General features: G+C 41.6%; 13 protein-coding genes. 12 read left to right on the forward strand and 1 reads right to left on the reverse strand.

The genetic code is table 11. The features are described 5' to 3' along the window. Positions 1–98: 98 nt before the first annotated feature. The 11 genes from GOM47_RS02615 (at position 99) to GOM47_RS02665 (ending at position 14,087) form a co-directional block, all read left to right on the forward strand. Positions 99–1,079 carry an acetylxylan esterase gene (locus GOM47_RS02615; protein ID WP_235080972.1) on the forward strand — a complete coding sequence of 327 codons (981 nt, stop codon included), beginning with the start codon at positions 99–101 and terminating at the stop codon, positions 1,077–1,079. A 336-nt stretch (positions 1,080–1,415) separates the two neighbouring features. Continuing rightward, positions 1,416–5,024, forward strand: coding sequence for an SIALI-17 repeat-containing surface protein (locus tag GOM47_RS02620; RefSeq protein ID WP_235080973.1), 3,609 nt, complete (start codon positions 1,416–1,418; stop codon positions 5,022–5,024). Between the two features lie 245 nt (positions 5,025–5,269). Further along, positions 5,270–5,968 (forward strand): N-acetylmannosamine-6-phosphate 2-epimerase, encoded by a 699-nt coding sequence (locus GOM47_RS02625; RefSeq protein ID WP_033630087.1) that lies wholly within the window; start codon positions 5,270–5,272, stop codon positions 5,966–5,968. 114 nt (positions 5,969–6,082) lie between these two features. Then, on the forward strand, positions 6,083–7,411 hold the full coding sequence (locus tag GOM47_RS02630) for an ABC transporter substrate-binding protein (RefSeq protein ID WP_125838330.1): 1,329 nt from the start codon (positions 6,083–6,085) through the stop codon (positions 7,409–7,411). 219 nt (positions 7,412–7,630) lie between these two features. After that, positions 7,631–8,497, forward strand: a complete 867-nt coding sequence (locus tag GOM47_RS02635; protein ID WP_161800156.1) for a carbohydrate ABC transporter permease — start codon at positions 7,631–7,633, stop codon at positions 8,495–8,497. A 15-nt stretch (positions 8,498–8,512) separates the two neighbouring features. Further along, positions 8,513–9,352, forward strand: coding sequence for a carbohydrate ABC transporter permease (locus GOM47_RS02640; RefSeq protein ID WP_001183243.1), 840 nt, complete (start codon positions 8,513–8,515; stop codon positions 9,350–9,352). 445 nt (positions 9,353–9,797) lie between these two features. Beyond that, entirely contained in the window at positions 9,798–10,250 is a 453-nt protein-coding gene (locus GOM47_RS02645) for a YhcH/YjgK/YiaL family protein (protein WP_235080974.1), read from the forward strand. 20 nt (positions 10,251–10,270) lie between these two features. Then, positions 10,271–10,915, forward strand: coding sequence for a YesL family protein (locus tag GOM47_RS02650; RefSeq protein ID WP_235080975.1), 645 nt, complete (start codon positions 10,271–10,273; stop codon positions 10,913–10,915). Positions 10,916–11,085: 170 nt separating this feature from the next. Beyond that, on the forward strand, positions 11,086–12,003 hold the full coding sequence (locus GOM47_RS02655) for a dihydrodipicolinate synthase family protein (protein ID WP_235080976.1): 918 nt from the start codon (positions 11,086–11,088) through the stop codon (positions 12,001–12,003). A gap of 17 nt (positions 12,004–12,020) precedes the next feature. Continuing rightward, positions 12,021–12,905 (forward strand): ROK family protein, encoded by an 885-nt coding sequence (locus tag GOM47_RS02660; RefSeq protein ID WP_235080977.1) that lies wholly within the window; start codon positions 12,021–12,023, stop codon positions 12,903–12,905. A gap of 417 nt (positions 12,906–13,322) precedes the next feature. Continuing rightward, a complete protein-coding gene (locus tag GOM47_RS02665; protein ID WP_235080978.1) occupies positions 13,323–14,087 on the forward strand; it encodes a class I SAM-dependent methyltransferase in 765 nt (254 codons plus the stop codon). Between the two features lie 446 nt (positions 14,088–14,533). Here GOM47_RS02665 and GOM47_RS02670 read toward each other — a convergent pair whose 3' ends face one another. Beyond that, positions 14,534–15,385 carry a MurR/RpiR family transcriptional regulator gene (locus GOM47_RS02670; protein ID WP_235080979.1) on the reverse strand — a complete coding sequence of 284 codons (852 nt, stop codon included), beginning with the start codon at positions 15,383–15,385 and terminating at the stop codon, positions 14,534–14,536. Between the two features lie 256 nt (positions 15,386–15,641). On the opposite strand from GOM47_RS02670, the gene pbp2b reads away from it, so the two are divergent. Further along, the gene (gene pbp2b / locus GOM47_RS02675; protein ID WP_235080980.1) at positions 15,642–17,687 is read left to right on the forward strand and encodes a penicillin-binding protein PBP2B; all 2,046 of its coding nucleotides are present in this window, start codon (positions 15,642–15,644) and stop codon (positions 17,685–17,687) included. The last annotated feature ends 1 nt before the right edge of the window (position 17,688 follow it).

Below are 17,688 nucleotides of genomic sequence, written 5' to 3' on the forward strand. Positions count from 1 at the left end.
AGAATCTAAAATCACTTTCTATTTAGCATTCTTTCTTGCATTGCTTTCCTAGATATGCTAGAGTTATGATAGCGATTACAAAACTAAAGGAGCAAGCTATGAAACATCCAGCTTTGTTAGAAGAAATCAAGACCTATCTAGGAAGGGATGAGGTTCCAGAAGACTTTGATGCTTTCTGGGATGAAGAAGTCAAAAAGGTTTCATCTCTTCCTGCCTACCAGTTGGAAGAGCGCGATTTTCACATTCCGCAGGTTAAGTGCTATGAACTAAGGTTTGAAGGGACGAATGGAGGAAGAGTCTATGCACGAGTCGTCCTTCCAAAAAGTGAGGAGAAAGTTCCGCTAATCTTCCACTTCCATGGCTATATGGGACGTGGATGGGACTGGGCCGATATGCTGGCCTTTACCGTGGCTGGTTACGGTGTTGTTTCCATGGACGTTCGTGGCCAGTCGGGCTATTCGCAAGACTGCTCGCGCTCTCCACTAGGAAATACGGTCAAGGGACATATTATCCGTGGTGCTGTTGAAGGTAAGGATCATCTCTTTTATAAGGATGTCTATCTGGATATATACCAGTTGATTGAAATTCTTGCTAGTCTGCCTCAGGTGGATGAGAAGCGACTTTCTAGCTATGGTGCTTCACAAGGAGGGGCTTTAGCTCTGGTCGCAGCAGCGCTCAATCCTCGAATTCAGCGAACAGTTGCCATCTATCCTTTCTTGTCAGACTTTAGACGAGTGCTTGAGATTGGCAATACCAGTGAAGCCTATGACGAACTTTTCCGTTACTTCAAGTTTCACGATCCCTTCCATGAAACAGAGGAGGAAATCATGGCGACCCTTGCCTATATCGATGTGAAAAATCTTGCCCATCGCATTCAAGGTGAGGTCAAGATGATTACGGGCTTGGATGACGACGTCTGCTATCCTATTACCCAGTTTGCGATTTACAACCGTCTGACCTGTGATAAGGCTTATCGAATCATGCCTGAGTATGCTCATGAAGCCATGAATGTTTTTGTCAATGACCAGGTTTATAACTGGCTCTGTGGCAGTGAGATTCCTTTTAAGTACGTAAGATAATGAATGAGAGAGCCCAGGAGCTCTCCTTTTTATGTCCAAAACCTGAAAGTACTTTTAGAAAATTTAAAATATTAAAATATACTTAAAAGTAAAATCTATTCTGTGGGAACACAGATATAAATATAAGACTTTATTGTATAATAAAGGAAAAGTCACTTGTGAAAGGAGGAAAAAGGCTGCTGGAGGATTAAAAACTCGAGCTCAGCAGAAAATGGGAGAGGATTGGGAGCTCTCATTAAGTTGGATACTTTCTTGTAAAACTTGTCTCTTGAGAGACAATAAAAATTTTTAAAGAAAAAGAAAGCGCTTTATTTTATGAAAAATGAAAGGACAAACATGAATTACAAATCTTTACATCGGAAACAGCGATACGGAATTCGAAAATTTGCAGTTGGGGCAGCATCGGTAGTGATTGGTACAGTAGTATTTGGAGCAAATCCAGTCTTAGCTCAAGAGCAAGCCAATGCAGCAGGAGCCAATACAGAAACTGTCGAACCTGGTCAAGGTTTATCAGAATTGCCAAAAGAAGCGTCCTCGGGAGATCTTGCTCATTTGGATAAGGATTTGGCTGGTAAATTGGCAGCAGCACAAGACAACGGCGTTGAGGTGAACCAAGATCATTTGAAAAAAAATGAGAGTGCAGAATCAGAAACCCCATCCTCTACGGAAACTCCTGCAGAAGAAGCAAATAAGGAAGAGGAATCAGAGGATCAGGGTGCTATTCCTCGTGACTATTACTCAAGAGATTTAAAAAATGCCAATCCTGTCCTTGAAAAAGAAGATGTTGAAACCAATGCATCAAATGGTCAGAGAGTCGATTTATCAAGTGAACTAGATAAACTAAAGCAACTAAAAAATGCTACAGTTCACATGGAGTTCAAACCAGATGCATCAGCTCCACGCTTTTACAATCTCTTCTCGGTATCCAGTGACACCAAGGAAAATGAGTACTTTACTATGTCTGTCCTTGATAATACAGCTCTTATTGAAGGGCGTGGCGCTAACGGGGAGCAGTTCTATGATAAGTATACAGATGCTCCTTTGAAAGTTCGCCCTGGACAATGGAATTCCGTGACCTTTACTGTCGAACAACCGACAGCAGAGTTACCTCATGGTCGAGTTCGTCTCTATGTGAACGGTGTCTTATCTCGAACTAGCCTCAAATCTGGTAACTTCATCAAAGATATGCCAGATGTTAATCAAGCTCAACTTGGAGCAACCAAACGGGGCAATAAAACAGTTTGGGCATCAAATCTACAAGTACGAAACCTAACTGTTTACGATCGTGCTTTAAGCCCAGATGAAGTTCAAACACGAAGTCAATTATTTGAAAGAGGTGAATTGGAACAGAAACTTCCTGAGGGAGCAAAAGTCACTGAGAAAGAAGACGTCTTTGAAGGTGGTAGGAACAATCAACCAAATAAAGAAGGTATCAAGAGCTATCGTATCCCAGCTCTTCTCAAGACAGATAAAGGAACGCTGATTGCTGGAACGGATGAAAGACGTTTGCACCATTCTGACTGGGGAGATATTGGGATGGTTGTTCGTCGCAGCTCAGATAATGGAAAAACATGGGGAGACCGAATCGTAATCTCAAATCCTCGTGACAATGAGCACGCTAAACATGCAGATTGGCCATCTCCAGTCAATATTGATATGGCCTTGGTGCAAGACCCTGAAACAAAGAGAATTTTTGCAATTTACGACATGTTCCTTGAAAGTAAGGCAGTATTTTCATTGCCAGGGCAAGCTCCGAAAGCTTATGAACAAGTGGGAGATAAAGTTTATCAAGTTTTATATAAGCAAGGAGAATCAGGTCGCTATACGATTCGAGAAAACGGAGAGGTTTTCGACCCTCAAAACAGAAAGACAGATTATCGCGTCGTCGTTGACCCTAAAAAACCAGCCTACAGCGATAAGGGAGATTTGTATAAAGGGAATGAGCTAATCGGGAATATTTATTTTGAGTATAGCGAGAAGAATATTTTTAGAGTTTCCAATACCAACTACCTATGGATGTCCTACAGTGATGACGATGGGAAGACTTGGTCTGCACCAAAAGATATTACTCATGGGATTCGGAAAGATTGGATGCACTTCCTAGGAACTGGACCTGGTACGGGGATTGCCTTGCGTACAGGACCTCATAAGGGAAGACTGGTGATTCCAGTTTATACAACAAACAACGTTTCCTACCTAAGTGGTTCTCAATCATCTCGTGTAATTTACTCAGATGATCATGGTGAAACATGGCAAGCAGGGGAAGCAGTTAATGATAACCGTCCAGTAGGCAACCAAACCATTCACTCTTCAACCATGAATAATCCAGGTGCCCAAAATACGGAGTCGACTGTTGTTCAGTTGAATAATGGGGATCTCAAGCTCTTTATGCGTGGGTTGACTGGTGATCTTCAGGTTGCGACCAGTCATGATGGGGGAGCAACGTGGGATAAGGAAATCAAACGTTATCCTCAAGTAAAAGACGTTTATGTTCAAATGTCCGCTATTCACACCATGCATGAAGGAAAGGAATACATTCTACTCAGCAATGCTGGTGGTCCTGGACGCAACAATGGTTTGGTTCATCTGGCTCGTGTTGAGGAGAATGGTGAGTTGACATGGCTGAAACACAATCCTATACAAAGTGGTAAGTTTGCTTACAACTCGCTCCAAGATCTTGGAAATGGCGAATATGGTTTGCTTTATGAGCATGCGGATGGCAATCAAAACGATTATACTTTATCCTATAAGAAATTCAACTGGGATTTCTTGACCAAGGATTGGATTTCTCCTAAAGAAGCAAAAGTGAAATACGCGATTGAAAAATGGCCAGGCATTCTTGCTATGGAGTTTGATTCGGAAGTATTGGTCAACAAGGCACCAACCCTTCAATTGGCAAATGGTAAAACAGCACGCTTCATGACCCAGTATGACACAAAAACCCTCCTATTTACGGTGGATTCAGAGGATATGGGTCAAAAAGTTACAGGTCTGGCAGAAGGTGCAATTGAAAGTATGCATAATTTACCAGTCTCTGTGGCAGGGGCTAAGCTTTCGAATGGAATGAACGGAAGTGAAGCTGCTGTTCATGAAGTGCCAGAATATACAGGCCCACTAGGGACAGCGGGCGAAGAGCCAACTCCAACAGTAGAGAAGCCAGAATATACAGGCCCACTAGGGACAGCGGGTGAGGAACCAGCACCAACAGTTGAAAAACCAGAATTTACAGGCGGTGTGAATGGTGAAGAGGCCGCAGTTCATGAAGTCCCAGAGTACACAGGTCCATTAGGCACAGCGGGTGAGGAACCAGCACCAACAGTTGAAAAACCAGAATTTACAGGCGGGGTTAATGCTGTTGAGGCCACAGTTCATGAAGTCCCAGAGTATACAGGTCCATTATCAACAGTAGGCGAAGAACCAGCACCAACAGTTGAAAAACCAGAATTTACAGGCGGGGTTAATGCTGTTGAGGCCGCAGTCCATGAAGTTCCAGAGTACACAGGCCCACTAGGGACAGCGGGCGAAGAGTCAGCCCCAACAGTCGAGAAGCCAGAATTTACAGGCGGAGTTAATGCTGTTGAGGTCGCAGTTCATGAACTCCCTGAGTATACAGACCCATTAGGCACAGTGGGTGAAGGGGCTGCTCCGACAGTTGAAAAACCAGAATTTACAGGCGGGGTTAATGCTGTTGAGGCAGCTGTCCATGAACTTCCAGAGTACACAGGTGGCGTGAATGCAGCCGCTGCAGCTGTACATGAAATTGCAGAATATAAGGGAATGGATTCGCTTGTAACTCTTGCTGCAGAAGATTATACTTACAAAGCTCCTCTTGCTCAGCAGACACTTCCTGATACAGGGAACAAGGAGAGTAGCCTCCTTGCCTCACTAGGATTAACAACTTTCTTCCTTGGCTTGTTTGCAATGGGGAAAAAGAGAGAAAAGTAAGAGAATAATTTTAATCATTTGGCTTTGTAAAATTAGAAGGAGATAGTAGGTTTTTCAGCCTGCTATCTTTTTCTTTCGGTTCAAGGTGTGCTAATAAGAAATTCTAAGATATCTGAAACTACTTTCAGGATAGTCTGTTCTATAAAATAGTTTTGAAACTGAAATCTATTCTACCATAAGCTATTGAAAGCGCTTAACAAATGATATATAATAAGCCCATAAGAACAAGAAAGGGAGGAAAGAGGATGCCACAGATTAGCAAAGAAGCCTTGATTGAACAAATCAAAGATGGAATCATTGTCTCTTGCCAGGCACTTCCTCATGAACCGCTTTATACAGAAGCGGGAGGGGTTATCCCCTTGCTAGTCAAAGCGGCTGAGCAAGGTGGAGCAGTCGGTATCCGAGCAAACAGTGTTCGTGATATCAAGGAGATCAAGGAGGTTACGAAACTCCCGATTATCGGGATCATCAAACGTGACTATCCGCCACAGGAGCCATTCATTACAGCGACTATGAAAGAAGTTGATGAGTTGGCTGAACTAGACATTGAGGTTATTGCTCTGGATTGTACCAAACGTGAACGTTACGACGGTTTGGAAATTCAGGACTTCATCCGACAAGTCAAAGAAAAGTATCCAGATCAACTTTTAATGGCTGATACCAGTACTTTTGAAGAAGGGCTAGCAGCAGTCGAAGCAGGGATTGATTTTGTGGGAACAACCCTATCAGGTTACACTTCTTATAGTCCAAAAGTAGATGGTCCAGACTTTGAACTAATCAAAAAACTTTGTGAAGCAGGAGTGGATGTCATCGCTGAAGGGAAAATTCATACACCTGAACAAGCCAAACAAATCCTTGAATATGGGGTGCGAGGCATCGTTGTTGGTGGAGCGATTACTAGACCAAAAGAGATTACGGAGCGCTTTGTTGCCGGTCTTAAATAACACAATCTCAAAAAAGAGGAGAGTGGTTGATGCGTCGGACAAAATGAAAACGTATACAAATATAAACTTGCTCATTATCCAATATGGATACGCTTATCAATTAGGAGAATACAAATGAAATTTAGAAAACTAGCTTGTACAGTACTTGCAGGTGCTGCGATTCTTGGCCTTGCTGCTTGTGGTAACTCTGGTGGAAGTAAAGATGCTGCAAATTCTGGTAGCGATAGCGGAAAAACAGAAATCACTTGGTGGGCATTCCCAGTCTTCACACAAGAAAAAACTGGTGACGGTGTTGGAACTTATGAAAAATCAATCATCGAAGCTTTTGAAAAAGCAAATCCAGATGTAAAAGTGAAATTGGAAACCATCGACTTTAAGTCAGGTCCAGAAAAGATTACAACAGCTATCGAAGCAGGAACAGCGCCAGACGTACTCTTTGACGCACCAGGACGTATCATCCAATACGGTAAAAATGGTAAATTGGCTGAGTTGAACGACCTCTTCACAGATGAATTTGTCAAAGATGTCAACAACGAAAACATCGTACAAGCAAGTAAGGCTGGTGACAAAGCTTACATGTATCCAATCAGTTCAGCTCCATTCTACATGGCTATGAACAAGAAAATGTTGGAAGATGCTGGAGTTGCAAACCTTGTAAAAGAAGGTTGGACAACTGATGACTTTGAAAAAGTTTTGAAAGCGCTTAAAGATAAAGGATATACACCAGGTTCATTGTTCAGTTCTGGTCAAGGGGGAGACCAAGGAACACGTGCCTTCATCGCAAACCTTTATGGCGGTTCTGTAACAGATAAAGATGTAACAAAATATACAACTGACGATCCTAAATTCGTCAAAGGTCTTGAAAAAGCTGCTAGCTGGATCAAAGACGGTTTGTTGAACAATGGTTCACAATTTGACGGTGGAGCAGACATCCAAAACTTTGCGAACGGTCAAACTTCATACACAATCCTTTGGGCTCCAGCTCAAAACGGTATCCAAGCGAAACTCTTGGAAGCAAGTAAGGTAGACGTGGTAGAAGTACCATTCCCATCAGACTCTGGTAAACCAGCTCTTGAATACCTTGTAAATGGATTTGCAGTATTTAACAACAAAGACGATAAGAAAGTCGCTGCTGCTAAGAAATTCGTTCAATTCATCGCAGATGACAAAGAATGGGGTCCTAAAGACGTTGTTCGTACAGGTGCCTTCCCAGTTCGTACATCATTTGGCAAACTTTATGATGACAAACGTATGGAAACAATCAGCAGCTGGACTAAATACTACTCACCATACTACAACACAATCAACGGATTTGCTGAAATGAGAACACTTTGGTTCCCAATGTTGCAATCTGTATCAAATGGTGACGAAAAACCAGCGGATGCTTTGAAAGCCTTCACTGAAAAAGCTAACGAAACAATCAAAAAAGCTACAAAACAATAAGCGCTAAGTCAGATTGATTCCCCCCTTTTCCCTGTGCACTATGGTGTAAGAAAAGGGGGACTTTTGTTTGAAATGGTAGGAACTGTCACGAAATTAAAATGAAGTTCTTACATAAGCGAATCTTAAAAAATTTCATTTTGATTTTAAAACAGTTCAAGAAAATCAAAAACTATTCTATTTGAAAGAGAGGTGCCGACTGTGAAAGTCAATAAAATTCGTATGCGGGAAACAGTGATTTCCTACGCTTTCCTAGCACCAGTGTTATTCTTCTTTGTCATCTTTGTCTTGGCTCCTATGATTATGGGATTCATTACAAGTTTCTTTAACTACTCCATGACTAAATTTGAGTTTGTGGGCTTGGACAACTACATTCGCATGTTTAAAGACCCTGTCTTTATGAAGTCTTTGATCAATACCGTTATCCTGGTTATTGGATCTGTTCCGATTGTGGTTCTCTTCTCTCTCTTTGTAGCATCTCAAACCTATCATCAAAATGCCATTGCCCGTTCTTTCTATCGTTTCGTCTTCTTCCTTCCTGTAGTTACAGGTAGTGTTGCCGTAACGGTTGTATGGAAATGGATCTATGACCCCCTATCAGGGATTCTAAACTTTGTCCTTAAGTCAAGCCATATCATCAGCCAAAACATTTCTTGGCTGGGTGACAAAAACTGGGCTTTGCTAGCGATTATGATTATCCTTTTGACAACATCTGTTGGTCAACCGATTATCCTTTATATCGCTGCCATGGGAAATATTGACAACTCACTTGTTGAAGCAGCGCGTGTTGACGGTGCGACTGAATTCCAAGTCTTCTGGAAGATCAAATGGCCTAGCCTTCTTCCAACAACCCTTTACATCGCGATCATCACAACCATCAACTCATTCCAATGTTTTGCCTTGATTCAGCTCTTGACTTCTGGTGGTCCAAACTATTCAACAAGTACACTGATGTACTATCTTTACGAAAAAGCCTTCCAATTGACAGAGTACGGCTATGCAAATACCATCGGTGTCTTCTTGGCAGTGATGATTGCCATTGTCAGCTTTGCTCAATTCAAGATCCTCGGAAACGACGTAGAATACTAAAGAAAGGAGACAGTTATGCAACCTACACAAAAGAAACCCTTAACAGCTTTCACTGTTATTTCAACGATTATCTTGCTCTTGTTGACCGTGCTGTTCATCTTTCCATTCTACTGGATCTTGACAGGGGCCTTCAAATCACAGCCTGATACCATTATGATTCCGCCACAGTGGTTCCCTAAAATGCCAACCATGGAGAACTTCCAACAACTCATGGTGCAAAACCCTGCTATGCAGTGGATGTGGAACTCTGTATTTATCTCACTGGTAACCATGTTCTTAGTCTGTGCAACCTCTTCCCTAGCAGGTTATGTCTTGGCTAAAAAACGTTTCTATGGTCAACGCATCCTCTTTGCAGTCTTTATCGCTGCCATGGCACTTCCAAAACAAGTTGTCCTTGTACCATTGGTACGTATCGTCAACTTCATGGGAATTCACGATACACTTTGGGCAGTTATCTTGCCTTTGATCGGATGGCCATTCGGTGTCTTCCTGATGAAACAATTCAGTGAAAATATCCCTACAGAATTGCTTGAATCAGCAAAAATCGACGGTTGTGGTGAGATTCGTACCTTCTGGAGCGTAGCCTTTCCTATCGTGAAACCAGGATTTGCAGCCCTTGCGATCTTTACCTTCATCAATACTTGGAACGACTACTTCATGCAGTTGGTTATGTTGACTTCACGTCAAAACTTGACTATCTCACTCGGGGTTGCGACCATGCAGGCCGAAATGGCAACCAACTATGGTTTGATCATGGCAGGTGCAGCTCTTGCAGCCGTGCCAATCGTAACCGTCTTCCTTGTCTTCCAAAAATCCTTCACTCAAGGGATTACTATGGGAGCGGTCAAAGGTTAAGGCCTTGCGAAAATCGAGTTTAAACGACGTTAGCGTTACTTTGCCATACTTAAGTATTGCCTGGGGTTAGCTTCCTAGTTTCTTCTTCGATTTTCGTTGAGTATAAGAGAATACAGAGTTATAAGTGTCTACAAAATGGAGAGTATGCAGTTACTTCGTGAAGTTTTGTTAGACACTTATAAACTTAAGAATGAACTCTTTTCATGATACTAGTTAGAGTAGGTTCGTTTTATGGTGGCTATTTCCCGCTTTAGTGGTATCTAAGATAAGCATCTTACGCTTATCTTAGACGGAATTTTTGAGACTGACGATGAAAGAGCAAAGGGCTCAAAAATTAGGAATGAAATTCCGAAGGAATTTGCTTCCGTCCGCACTTTTATAGGGAAATAGAGAAAGGATGATTCGGAACTGAAAAATAGGAACTATCAGAAACGAAGGAAATAGTATGATTTTTGACGATTTAAAAAATATCACCTTTTACAAAGGGATTCATCTCAATCTAGATAAGGCTATCGACTATCTCTACCAGCACCGTAAGGATTCTTTCGAACTAGGTAAGTATGAGATTGACGGGGACAAGGTCTTTCTAGTTGTTCAGGAAAATGTCCTCAATCAAGCTGAAAATGATCAGTTTGAGCACCATAAACACTATGCAGACTTGCATTTGCTGGTAGAAGGACATGAATACTCGAGCTACGGTTCACGCATCAAAGACGAAGCGGTAGCATTTGACGAAGCGAGCGACATTGGCTTTGTCCATTGTCATGAACGATACCCGCTATTGCTGGGTTATCACAATTTTGCGATTTTCTTCCCAGGAGAACCGCACCAGCCAAATGGCTACGCAGGGATGGAAGAAAAGGTTCGCAAATATCTCTTTAAAATTTTGATTGATTAAAAGAATCAGGAGGAGCAAACATGGCACAAAAAGGAGTAAGCCTTATCAAGGCAGCATTTGATACAGATAATTTTCTCATGCGTTTCAGTGAGAAGGTCTTGGATATCGTCACAGTCAATCTTCTTTTTGTCGTCTCTTGTTTGCCCATCGTGACGATTGGAGTGGCGAAAATCAGCCTTTACGAGACCATGTTCGAGATTAAGAGAAGCAGACGGGTACCAGTCTTTAGAACTTATATAAGGGCCTTCAAGCAAAATCTGAAACTGGGGCTTCAGTTGGGTCTGTTAGAGTTGGGTATTGTGTCATTAAGCTTTCTAGACCTCTATCTTTTCTGGGGCCAGACAGCCTTGCCTTTCCAGATTGTGAAAGCTATTTGTTTGGGGATTCTCATCTTCCTCACTCTGGTAATGTTGGCTAGTTATCCCATCGCTGCCCGCTATGATTTGTCTTGGAAAGAAGTGCTGCAAAAAGGGCTTATCTTGGCAAGTTTTAACTTTCCATGGTTCTTCCTCATGTTAGCCATTCTCTTTCTCATTGTGATGGTTCTTTATCTATCCGCATTCACTCTCCTCTTGGGTGGGTCAGCTTTTATCCTCTTTGGTTTTGGTTTGCTAGTCTTTCTCCAAGCAGGTTTGATGGAGAAAATCTTCACCAAATACCAGTAGGATGAGGTGTTTCTGAAACTACTTTCAATCGTTAAAGTTTCTAAAATACAAGTAGAAACTAAAATCTAAGTGTATATAAGATATTGAAAGCGGTTTTCACAAGGTGTATACTAAACTTGTAAAAAATAGAACTGCTCTCAGCAGAAAAAAGAAATCTTAGGAGAAAATCTATGTCAGATTTGAAAAAATACGAAGGTGTCATTCCAGCCTTCTACGCATGTTATGATGATCAAGGAGAAGTAAGTCCAGAGCGTACGCGTGCCTTGGTTCAATACTTCATTGATAAGGGTGTTCAAGGTCTCTATGTCAATGGTTCTTCTGGTGAATGTATCTACCAAAGCGTAGAGGACCGCAAGTTGATTTTGGAAGAAGTCATGGCAGTTGCTAAGGGCAAATTGACAATCATTGCTCATGTAGCTTGCAACAATACTAAAGATAGTATGGAACTTGCTCGCCACGCAGAAAGCTTGGGAGTAGATGCCATTGCAACGATTCCACCGATTTACTTCCGCTTGCCAGAATACTCAGTTGCTAAATACTGGAATGACATTAGTGCTGCAGCACCAAATACAGACTATGTTATCTACAATATTCCTCAATTAGCAGGTGTTGCTTTGACTCCAAGTCTCTACACTGAAATGTTGAAGAATCCTCGTGTTATCGGTGTTAAGAACTCTTCTATGCCAGTTCAAGATATCCAAACCTTTGTCAGCCTTGGGGGAGAAGACCACATCGTATTCAATGGTCCAGATGAACAATTCCTAGGTGGTCGCCTCATGGGTGCTAAAGCTGGTATCGGTGGTACATATGGTGCTATGCCAGAACTCTTCTTGAAACTCAATGAGTTGATTGCTGAGAAAGACTTGGAAACAGCTCGTGAATTGCAATACGCTATCAATGCAATCATTGGTAAATTGACTGCTGCACATGGAAATATGTACTGTGTCATCAAAGAAGTTTTGAAGATCAATGAAGATTTAAACATTGGTTCAGTTCGTTCACCATTGACGCCAGTAACCGAAGAAGATCGTCCAGTTGTAGAAGCAGCAGCGCAATTGATTCGTGAAACCAAGGAGCGCTTCCTCTAATCCATAAGGAGGTATTTATGACACACTACGTTGCAATTGATATTGGTGGAACCAACATCAAATATGGTTTGATTGACCAAGAAGGCCAACTTGTTGAATCGCATGAAATGCCAACAGAGGCGCATAAGGGTGGCCCACACATTTTACAAAAGACCAAAGATATCGTAGCCAGCTATTTAGAAAAAGGTCCAGTAGCAGGTGTTGCTATTTCTTCTGCAGGAATGGTGGATCCTGATAAGGGTGAGATTTTCTATGCTGGCCCTCAAATTCCTAACTACGCAGGAACCCAGTTCAAGAGGGAAATCGAGACTAGCTTTGCGATTCCCTGCGAAATTGAAAATGATGTCAACTGTGCAGGTCTTGCTGAGGCAGTATCTGGTTCAGGCAAGGGAGCGAGTGTCACTCTTTGCTTGACCATTGGAACCGGTATCGGTGGTTGCTTGATTATGGATGGGAAAGTCTTCCATGGATTTAGCAATTCAGCTTGCGAAGTCGGTTATATGCATATGCAGGATGGAGCTTTCCAAGACTTGGCTTCTACGACAGCCTTGGTAGAATATGTGGCAGCAGCTCACGGTGATCCAGTTGATCAGTGGAATGGGCGACGCATTTTCAAGGAAGCTACTGAAGGAAACAAGATCTGTATGGCTGGTATTGACCGCATGGTAGATTACCTTGGGAAAGGTCTGGCAAATATTTGCTATGTGGCCAATCCAGAAGTGGTCATTCTCGGTGGCGGTATCATGGGGCAAGAGGCTATCCTCAAACCGAAGATCCGTACAGCCTTGAAGGCGGCCTTGGTACCAAGTCTAGCTGAAAAAACACGATTGGAATTTGCCCATCACCAAAATACAGCAGGGATGTTGGGAGCCTATTATCATTTCAAGACAAAACAGTCCTAGTTTGGAATTAGAGAATTAAGAAGAACTTTTAATCACTACTTGAGTGAAAAATGTTTTGCTTAATTCTTTTTTTGATGATGGAAAAACTGTCAAGGTATATGAAAAGTAGCGGAAAGACCTATCAAGACCATTATGCGATCTTGCTTCATTTGTATGAGAAAGACAAAGAAGAATTACAAAAAAGAACGATAGGAGCAGATTTCCTACCATCGAAAAATATATGAGAGGAGATAGCCTTAGAAGACGGTACAAGCGTTCTACTTTGTTTCTAAATACTAAACCTAAGCCAAGAAGAAAAAATGATATAATGAGATGGATGAAAAATTGATAAATTAGAAATTCTAGAGGTGATAAAATTGTAATGGCAACCTATTCACCTTAAATCGAAATCATATAAAATTACGAGGAGATTGTAAGATGAGTAATTATATAAAATTAAATGAAGATAGATGGAATAATGTAAAAAATGACTACACTGAGCCATTGACACATGAAGAATTAGAAGAAGTTAGAAAGCATCCAATTTCTGTTGCCTTAACCGTTGGGAAAAAAGTCCCCACAGAATGGTTTGAAAAAGCCAAGGGAAAAAAGATATTAGGTTTAGCTTGTGGTGGTGGCCAGCAGGGTCCCGTTTTTGCTACAAAAGGTTATGATGTCACCATAATGGATTTTTCTAAATCACAATTAGAAAGAGACGAGATGGTTGCAAAAAGAGAAGGCTTAAAAATCAAGACAGTTCAAGGCGATATGACAAAGCCATTTCCATTTGAAGATGAAACTTTTGATATTATTTTTAATCCAGTTTCAAATGTATACATAGAGGATTTAGAAAACATGTATAAAGAAGCCTCTCGCGTATTGAAAAAGGGTGGACTGTTAATGGTCGGATTTATGAACCCTTGGATATACATGTATGATGCTGACACTGTATGGGATAAACCCGATGAGGAATTACTTTTAAAGTTTTCACTACCTTTTAATTCAAGAGAGCTTGAAGCGGAAGGCAAAATCACCATCAATCCAGAATATGGATATGAATTTAGCCATACCTTAGAAACGCAGATTAGAGGGCAACTAAAAAATGGTCTCGCTATGATTGATTTTTATGAATCGTGTGATAAAAGACATCGATTATCACGTTTTGGAAATGACTATATCGCTACACTCTGCATTAAACTATGATATTTTAGAACGTACTTCTGAAGAATAGCTCATTTTATTTTCCTGAAGGGTTAAAATCTAAATCTCAGTTTGTCGTAGTAAAAAAACAAATAGGATATTACCAAGAGGAAGTAAGAGGCAAATAGCCGATACTTCCTTTTTCTTGTCAAACATTCAAAAACGGAAAGGAGAATTTATGGAGGAACTGAAAATACAGATAAACAAGGCATTAGAACAAAGGGGAAGATTGGAAAGACCACCTATGAGCCTATTATCATTTTATACTCAATGAAAATCAAAGAGCAAAGTAGGAAACTAACCGTAGGCAGTTCAAAGGACAGCTTTGAGGTTGTAGATAGAACTGACGGAGTCAGTATCATATACTTACGGCAAGGTGAAGCTGACGTGGTTTGAAGAGATTTTCGAAGAGTATTAAAACAAAATAATCCTAGTTTGGTTGAGCCAAACTAGGATTTTCTAACGCGTTTTTGTCTACGATAGCCGTTGAGCTTTTTATTTTCCCAATAGCTGTTAAAGATTTTTTCCTTGCTCTCGCGATTGATTTCTAAAAAGTAGGCATAAATCAAATCTATTAAAATGAGCATAGGGAGTTGAGCGGAAATACGCTGGATGTAAGAAGATTGACTATGGCTTGCGACAAGGACTGTTTCGGTATAAGCCTGACTATTTTTGTTTGGAGCGCTGGTAAAGAGAATGGTCTTAGCCCCCATTTCCTTGGCATCCAACAAACTATCGAGGACGGATTGGGTAGTGCCAGATAGGGAAAAGCCAAGCACCAAACAGTTTTCATCCATGATGCTGGTCGTCCATGCAAAGCCATCCTGATCGGTCAAAGCTTCACAGACCACACCTAATCGCATAAAACGGAGCTTCATCTCACGGGCAATCAGACCAGAACTTCCCGTCCCAAAAAAGTAAACTCGTTCAGCATCGTCGATTAATTGGGCAACTCGTTCCAGTTGCTCTTCGTCAATTAAATCCTGCGTTTGTTCTCGCATGGTACTGTAGCTTCGTAAAACACGTTTGGTCAAAGGACTGTGTTGGTGCGAATGGGTGTCCTGTTTATTGGCCTGGTGTTGGTATTGAAAAACAAATTCTCGATAGCCAGTAAAGCCACATTTTTTTGCAAAACGGGTAAGGGCAGCTTGGGAAACATGCAGTTTTTGAGTAACCTGTTGCGATGATAGATCATCCACAATCGTATCTACCTGCAAGAAATAACGAGCGATATCCTGCTCTAACTCTGTTAATTCTTCAAAATGAAGATCAATAATAGTTGCGATATCCTGCTTTTTCATGGAGCTCCTTTTCATGAGTCAAACTCTTAAAAGTTGACGATTGCCAGCTTATTAACATCATTATATCATAGAAGTTAGGATAACCAAATAAAAAGGCATTTTCGATTAAAAGTCAAAAAATGCTTCGACTTTTCCAAGAGTTTCTCCGTAAAATATGGTACAATGAAAAGTACTGAGCTTCACCCGTTTGCTCTATTATTTTAGCTGAAAATGAAGGTGAAAATCGGAAATTTTTCTAGAAAAGAGTCTTAGTTGTATGAGAAAATTTAATAGCCATTCGATTCCGATTCGGCTTAATTTACTGTTTGCCATTGTTATCCTACTGTTTATGACCATTATCGGTCGATTGTTATACATGCAGGTGCTGAATAAAGATTTCTATGAAGCAAAGTTGGCATCAGCCAGCCAGACCAGGGTGACAACCAGCTCAGCTCGTGGCCAAATCTACGATGCAACAGGTAAACCCTTGGTAGAAAATACACTCAAGCAAGTTGTTTCTTTCACACGAAACAATAAAATGACAGCAGCTGAATTGAAGGAGACAGCCAAAAAACTTCTCAATTATGTGTCTGTAACCTCCCCTGATCTGACTGATCGACAGATTGCAGACTATTACCTGGCGGACCAGGATATTTACAAAAAAACAGTCGAATCCTTGCCAAGCGATAAACGTCTGGATTCAGATGGGAACCGCTTATCGGAAGCGACACTTTACAATAATGCGGTTGAAAGTATTGACGTGAGTCAACTCAATTATACAGATGACCAGAAAAAAGAAATCTATCTCTTTAGTCAGCTCAATGCCGTTGAAAATTTTGCGACAGGAACCATTTCTACGGATGCCTTAGATGATACCCAAGTTGCTCTCGTTGCATCAGCGTCCAAGGAATTACCGGGCATTAGCATTTCAACCTCATGGGACCGAAAAGTACTGGACACTTCTTTATCGTCTATCGTCGGTAGTGTTTCCAGTGAAAAGTCAGGTCTTCCAGCAGAGGAAGTTGACGCTTATCTCAAGAAAGGATACTCTCTCAATGACCGAGTGGGGACTTCCTATCTTGAAAAGCAATATGAAGACGTCCTTCAAGGCAAACGCTCCGTCAAGGAAATCCACCTCGACAAGCACGGAAATATGGAAAGTGTGGAAAATGTCGAAGAAGGAAGCAAAGGAAACAATATCAAGTTAACGATTGACCTAGCTTTCCAGAATAGTGTGGATGACCTACTCAAGAGCTACTTCAACTCAGAGTTGGGTAACGGTGGAGCCAGATATTCAGAAGGTGTTTATGCAGTAGCCCTCAATCCTAAGACAGGTGCTGTATTAGCCATGTCAGGGATGAAGCACAATGTAGAGACTGGAGAACTGACCACAGACTCACTCGGAACTGTCACCAATGTCTTCGTACCGGGATCTGTCGTTAAGGCAGCTACCATCAGTTCAGGTTGGGAAAATGGGGTTTTGTCAGGGAATCAAACCTTGACAGATCAACCAATCGTCTTCCAAGGTTCTGCGCCTATCAATTCCTGGTATACCCCTTATTATTATGGTTCTTTCCCGATTACAGCCGTTGAGGCCTTGGAGTATTCATCCAATGCTTACATGGTCCAAACTGCTCTTGGAATCATGGGGCAAACTTATCAGCCTAATATGACAGTAGGAACCAACAATCTTGAATCTGCCATGGGAAAACTTCGTTCAACCTTCGGTGAGTATGGTTTAGGAGTTTCTACAGGAATCGACCTACCGGATGAGTCAACAGGCTTTATTCCTAAAGACTACGATTTGGCTAACTATCTAAATAATGCTTTTGGACAGTTCGATAACTACACACCGATGCAGTTAGCTCAGTATGTAGCAACGATTGCCAATAATGGTGTCCGCTTAGCTCCTCATATCGTGGAAGGAGTCTACGACAACAACGAACAAGGTGGTCTAGGAGAACTCATTAAGCAAACGGACAGCACAGAAATGAATAAGATTAATATTTCTGAGTCTGACATGTCTATCTTGCAACAAGGTTTTTACCAAGTATCTCACGGGACAAGTGCTCTCACGACAGGTCGCGCCTTTTCAAATGGGGCAGCAGTCTCCATCAGCGGAAAAACCGGTACAGCCGAAAGTTACGTCAATGGCGGACAAAAAGCCAACAATACCAACGCCGTAGCCTATGCGCCAACCGATAATCCGCAGATTGCAGTCGCAGTTGTTTTCCCGCATAATACGAATCTAACTAATGGTGTCGGACCTTCGATTGCTCGCGACATTATCAATCTATACAACCAACACCATCCAATGAACTAGA

This window comes from Streptococcus oralis, from assembly GCF_021497945.1.
GTDB lineage: Bacteria > Bacillota > Bacilli > Lactobacillales > Streptococcaceae > Streptococcus > Streptococcus oralis_BR.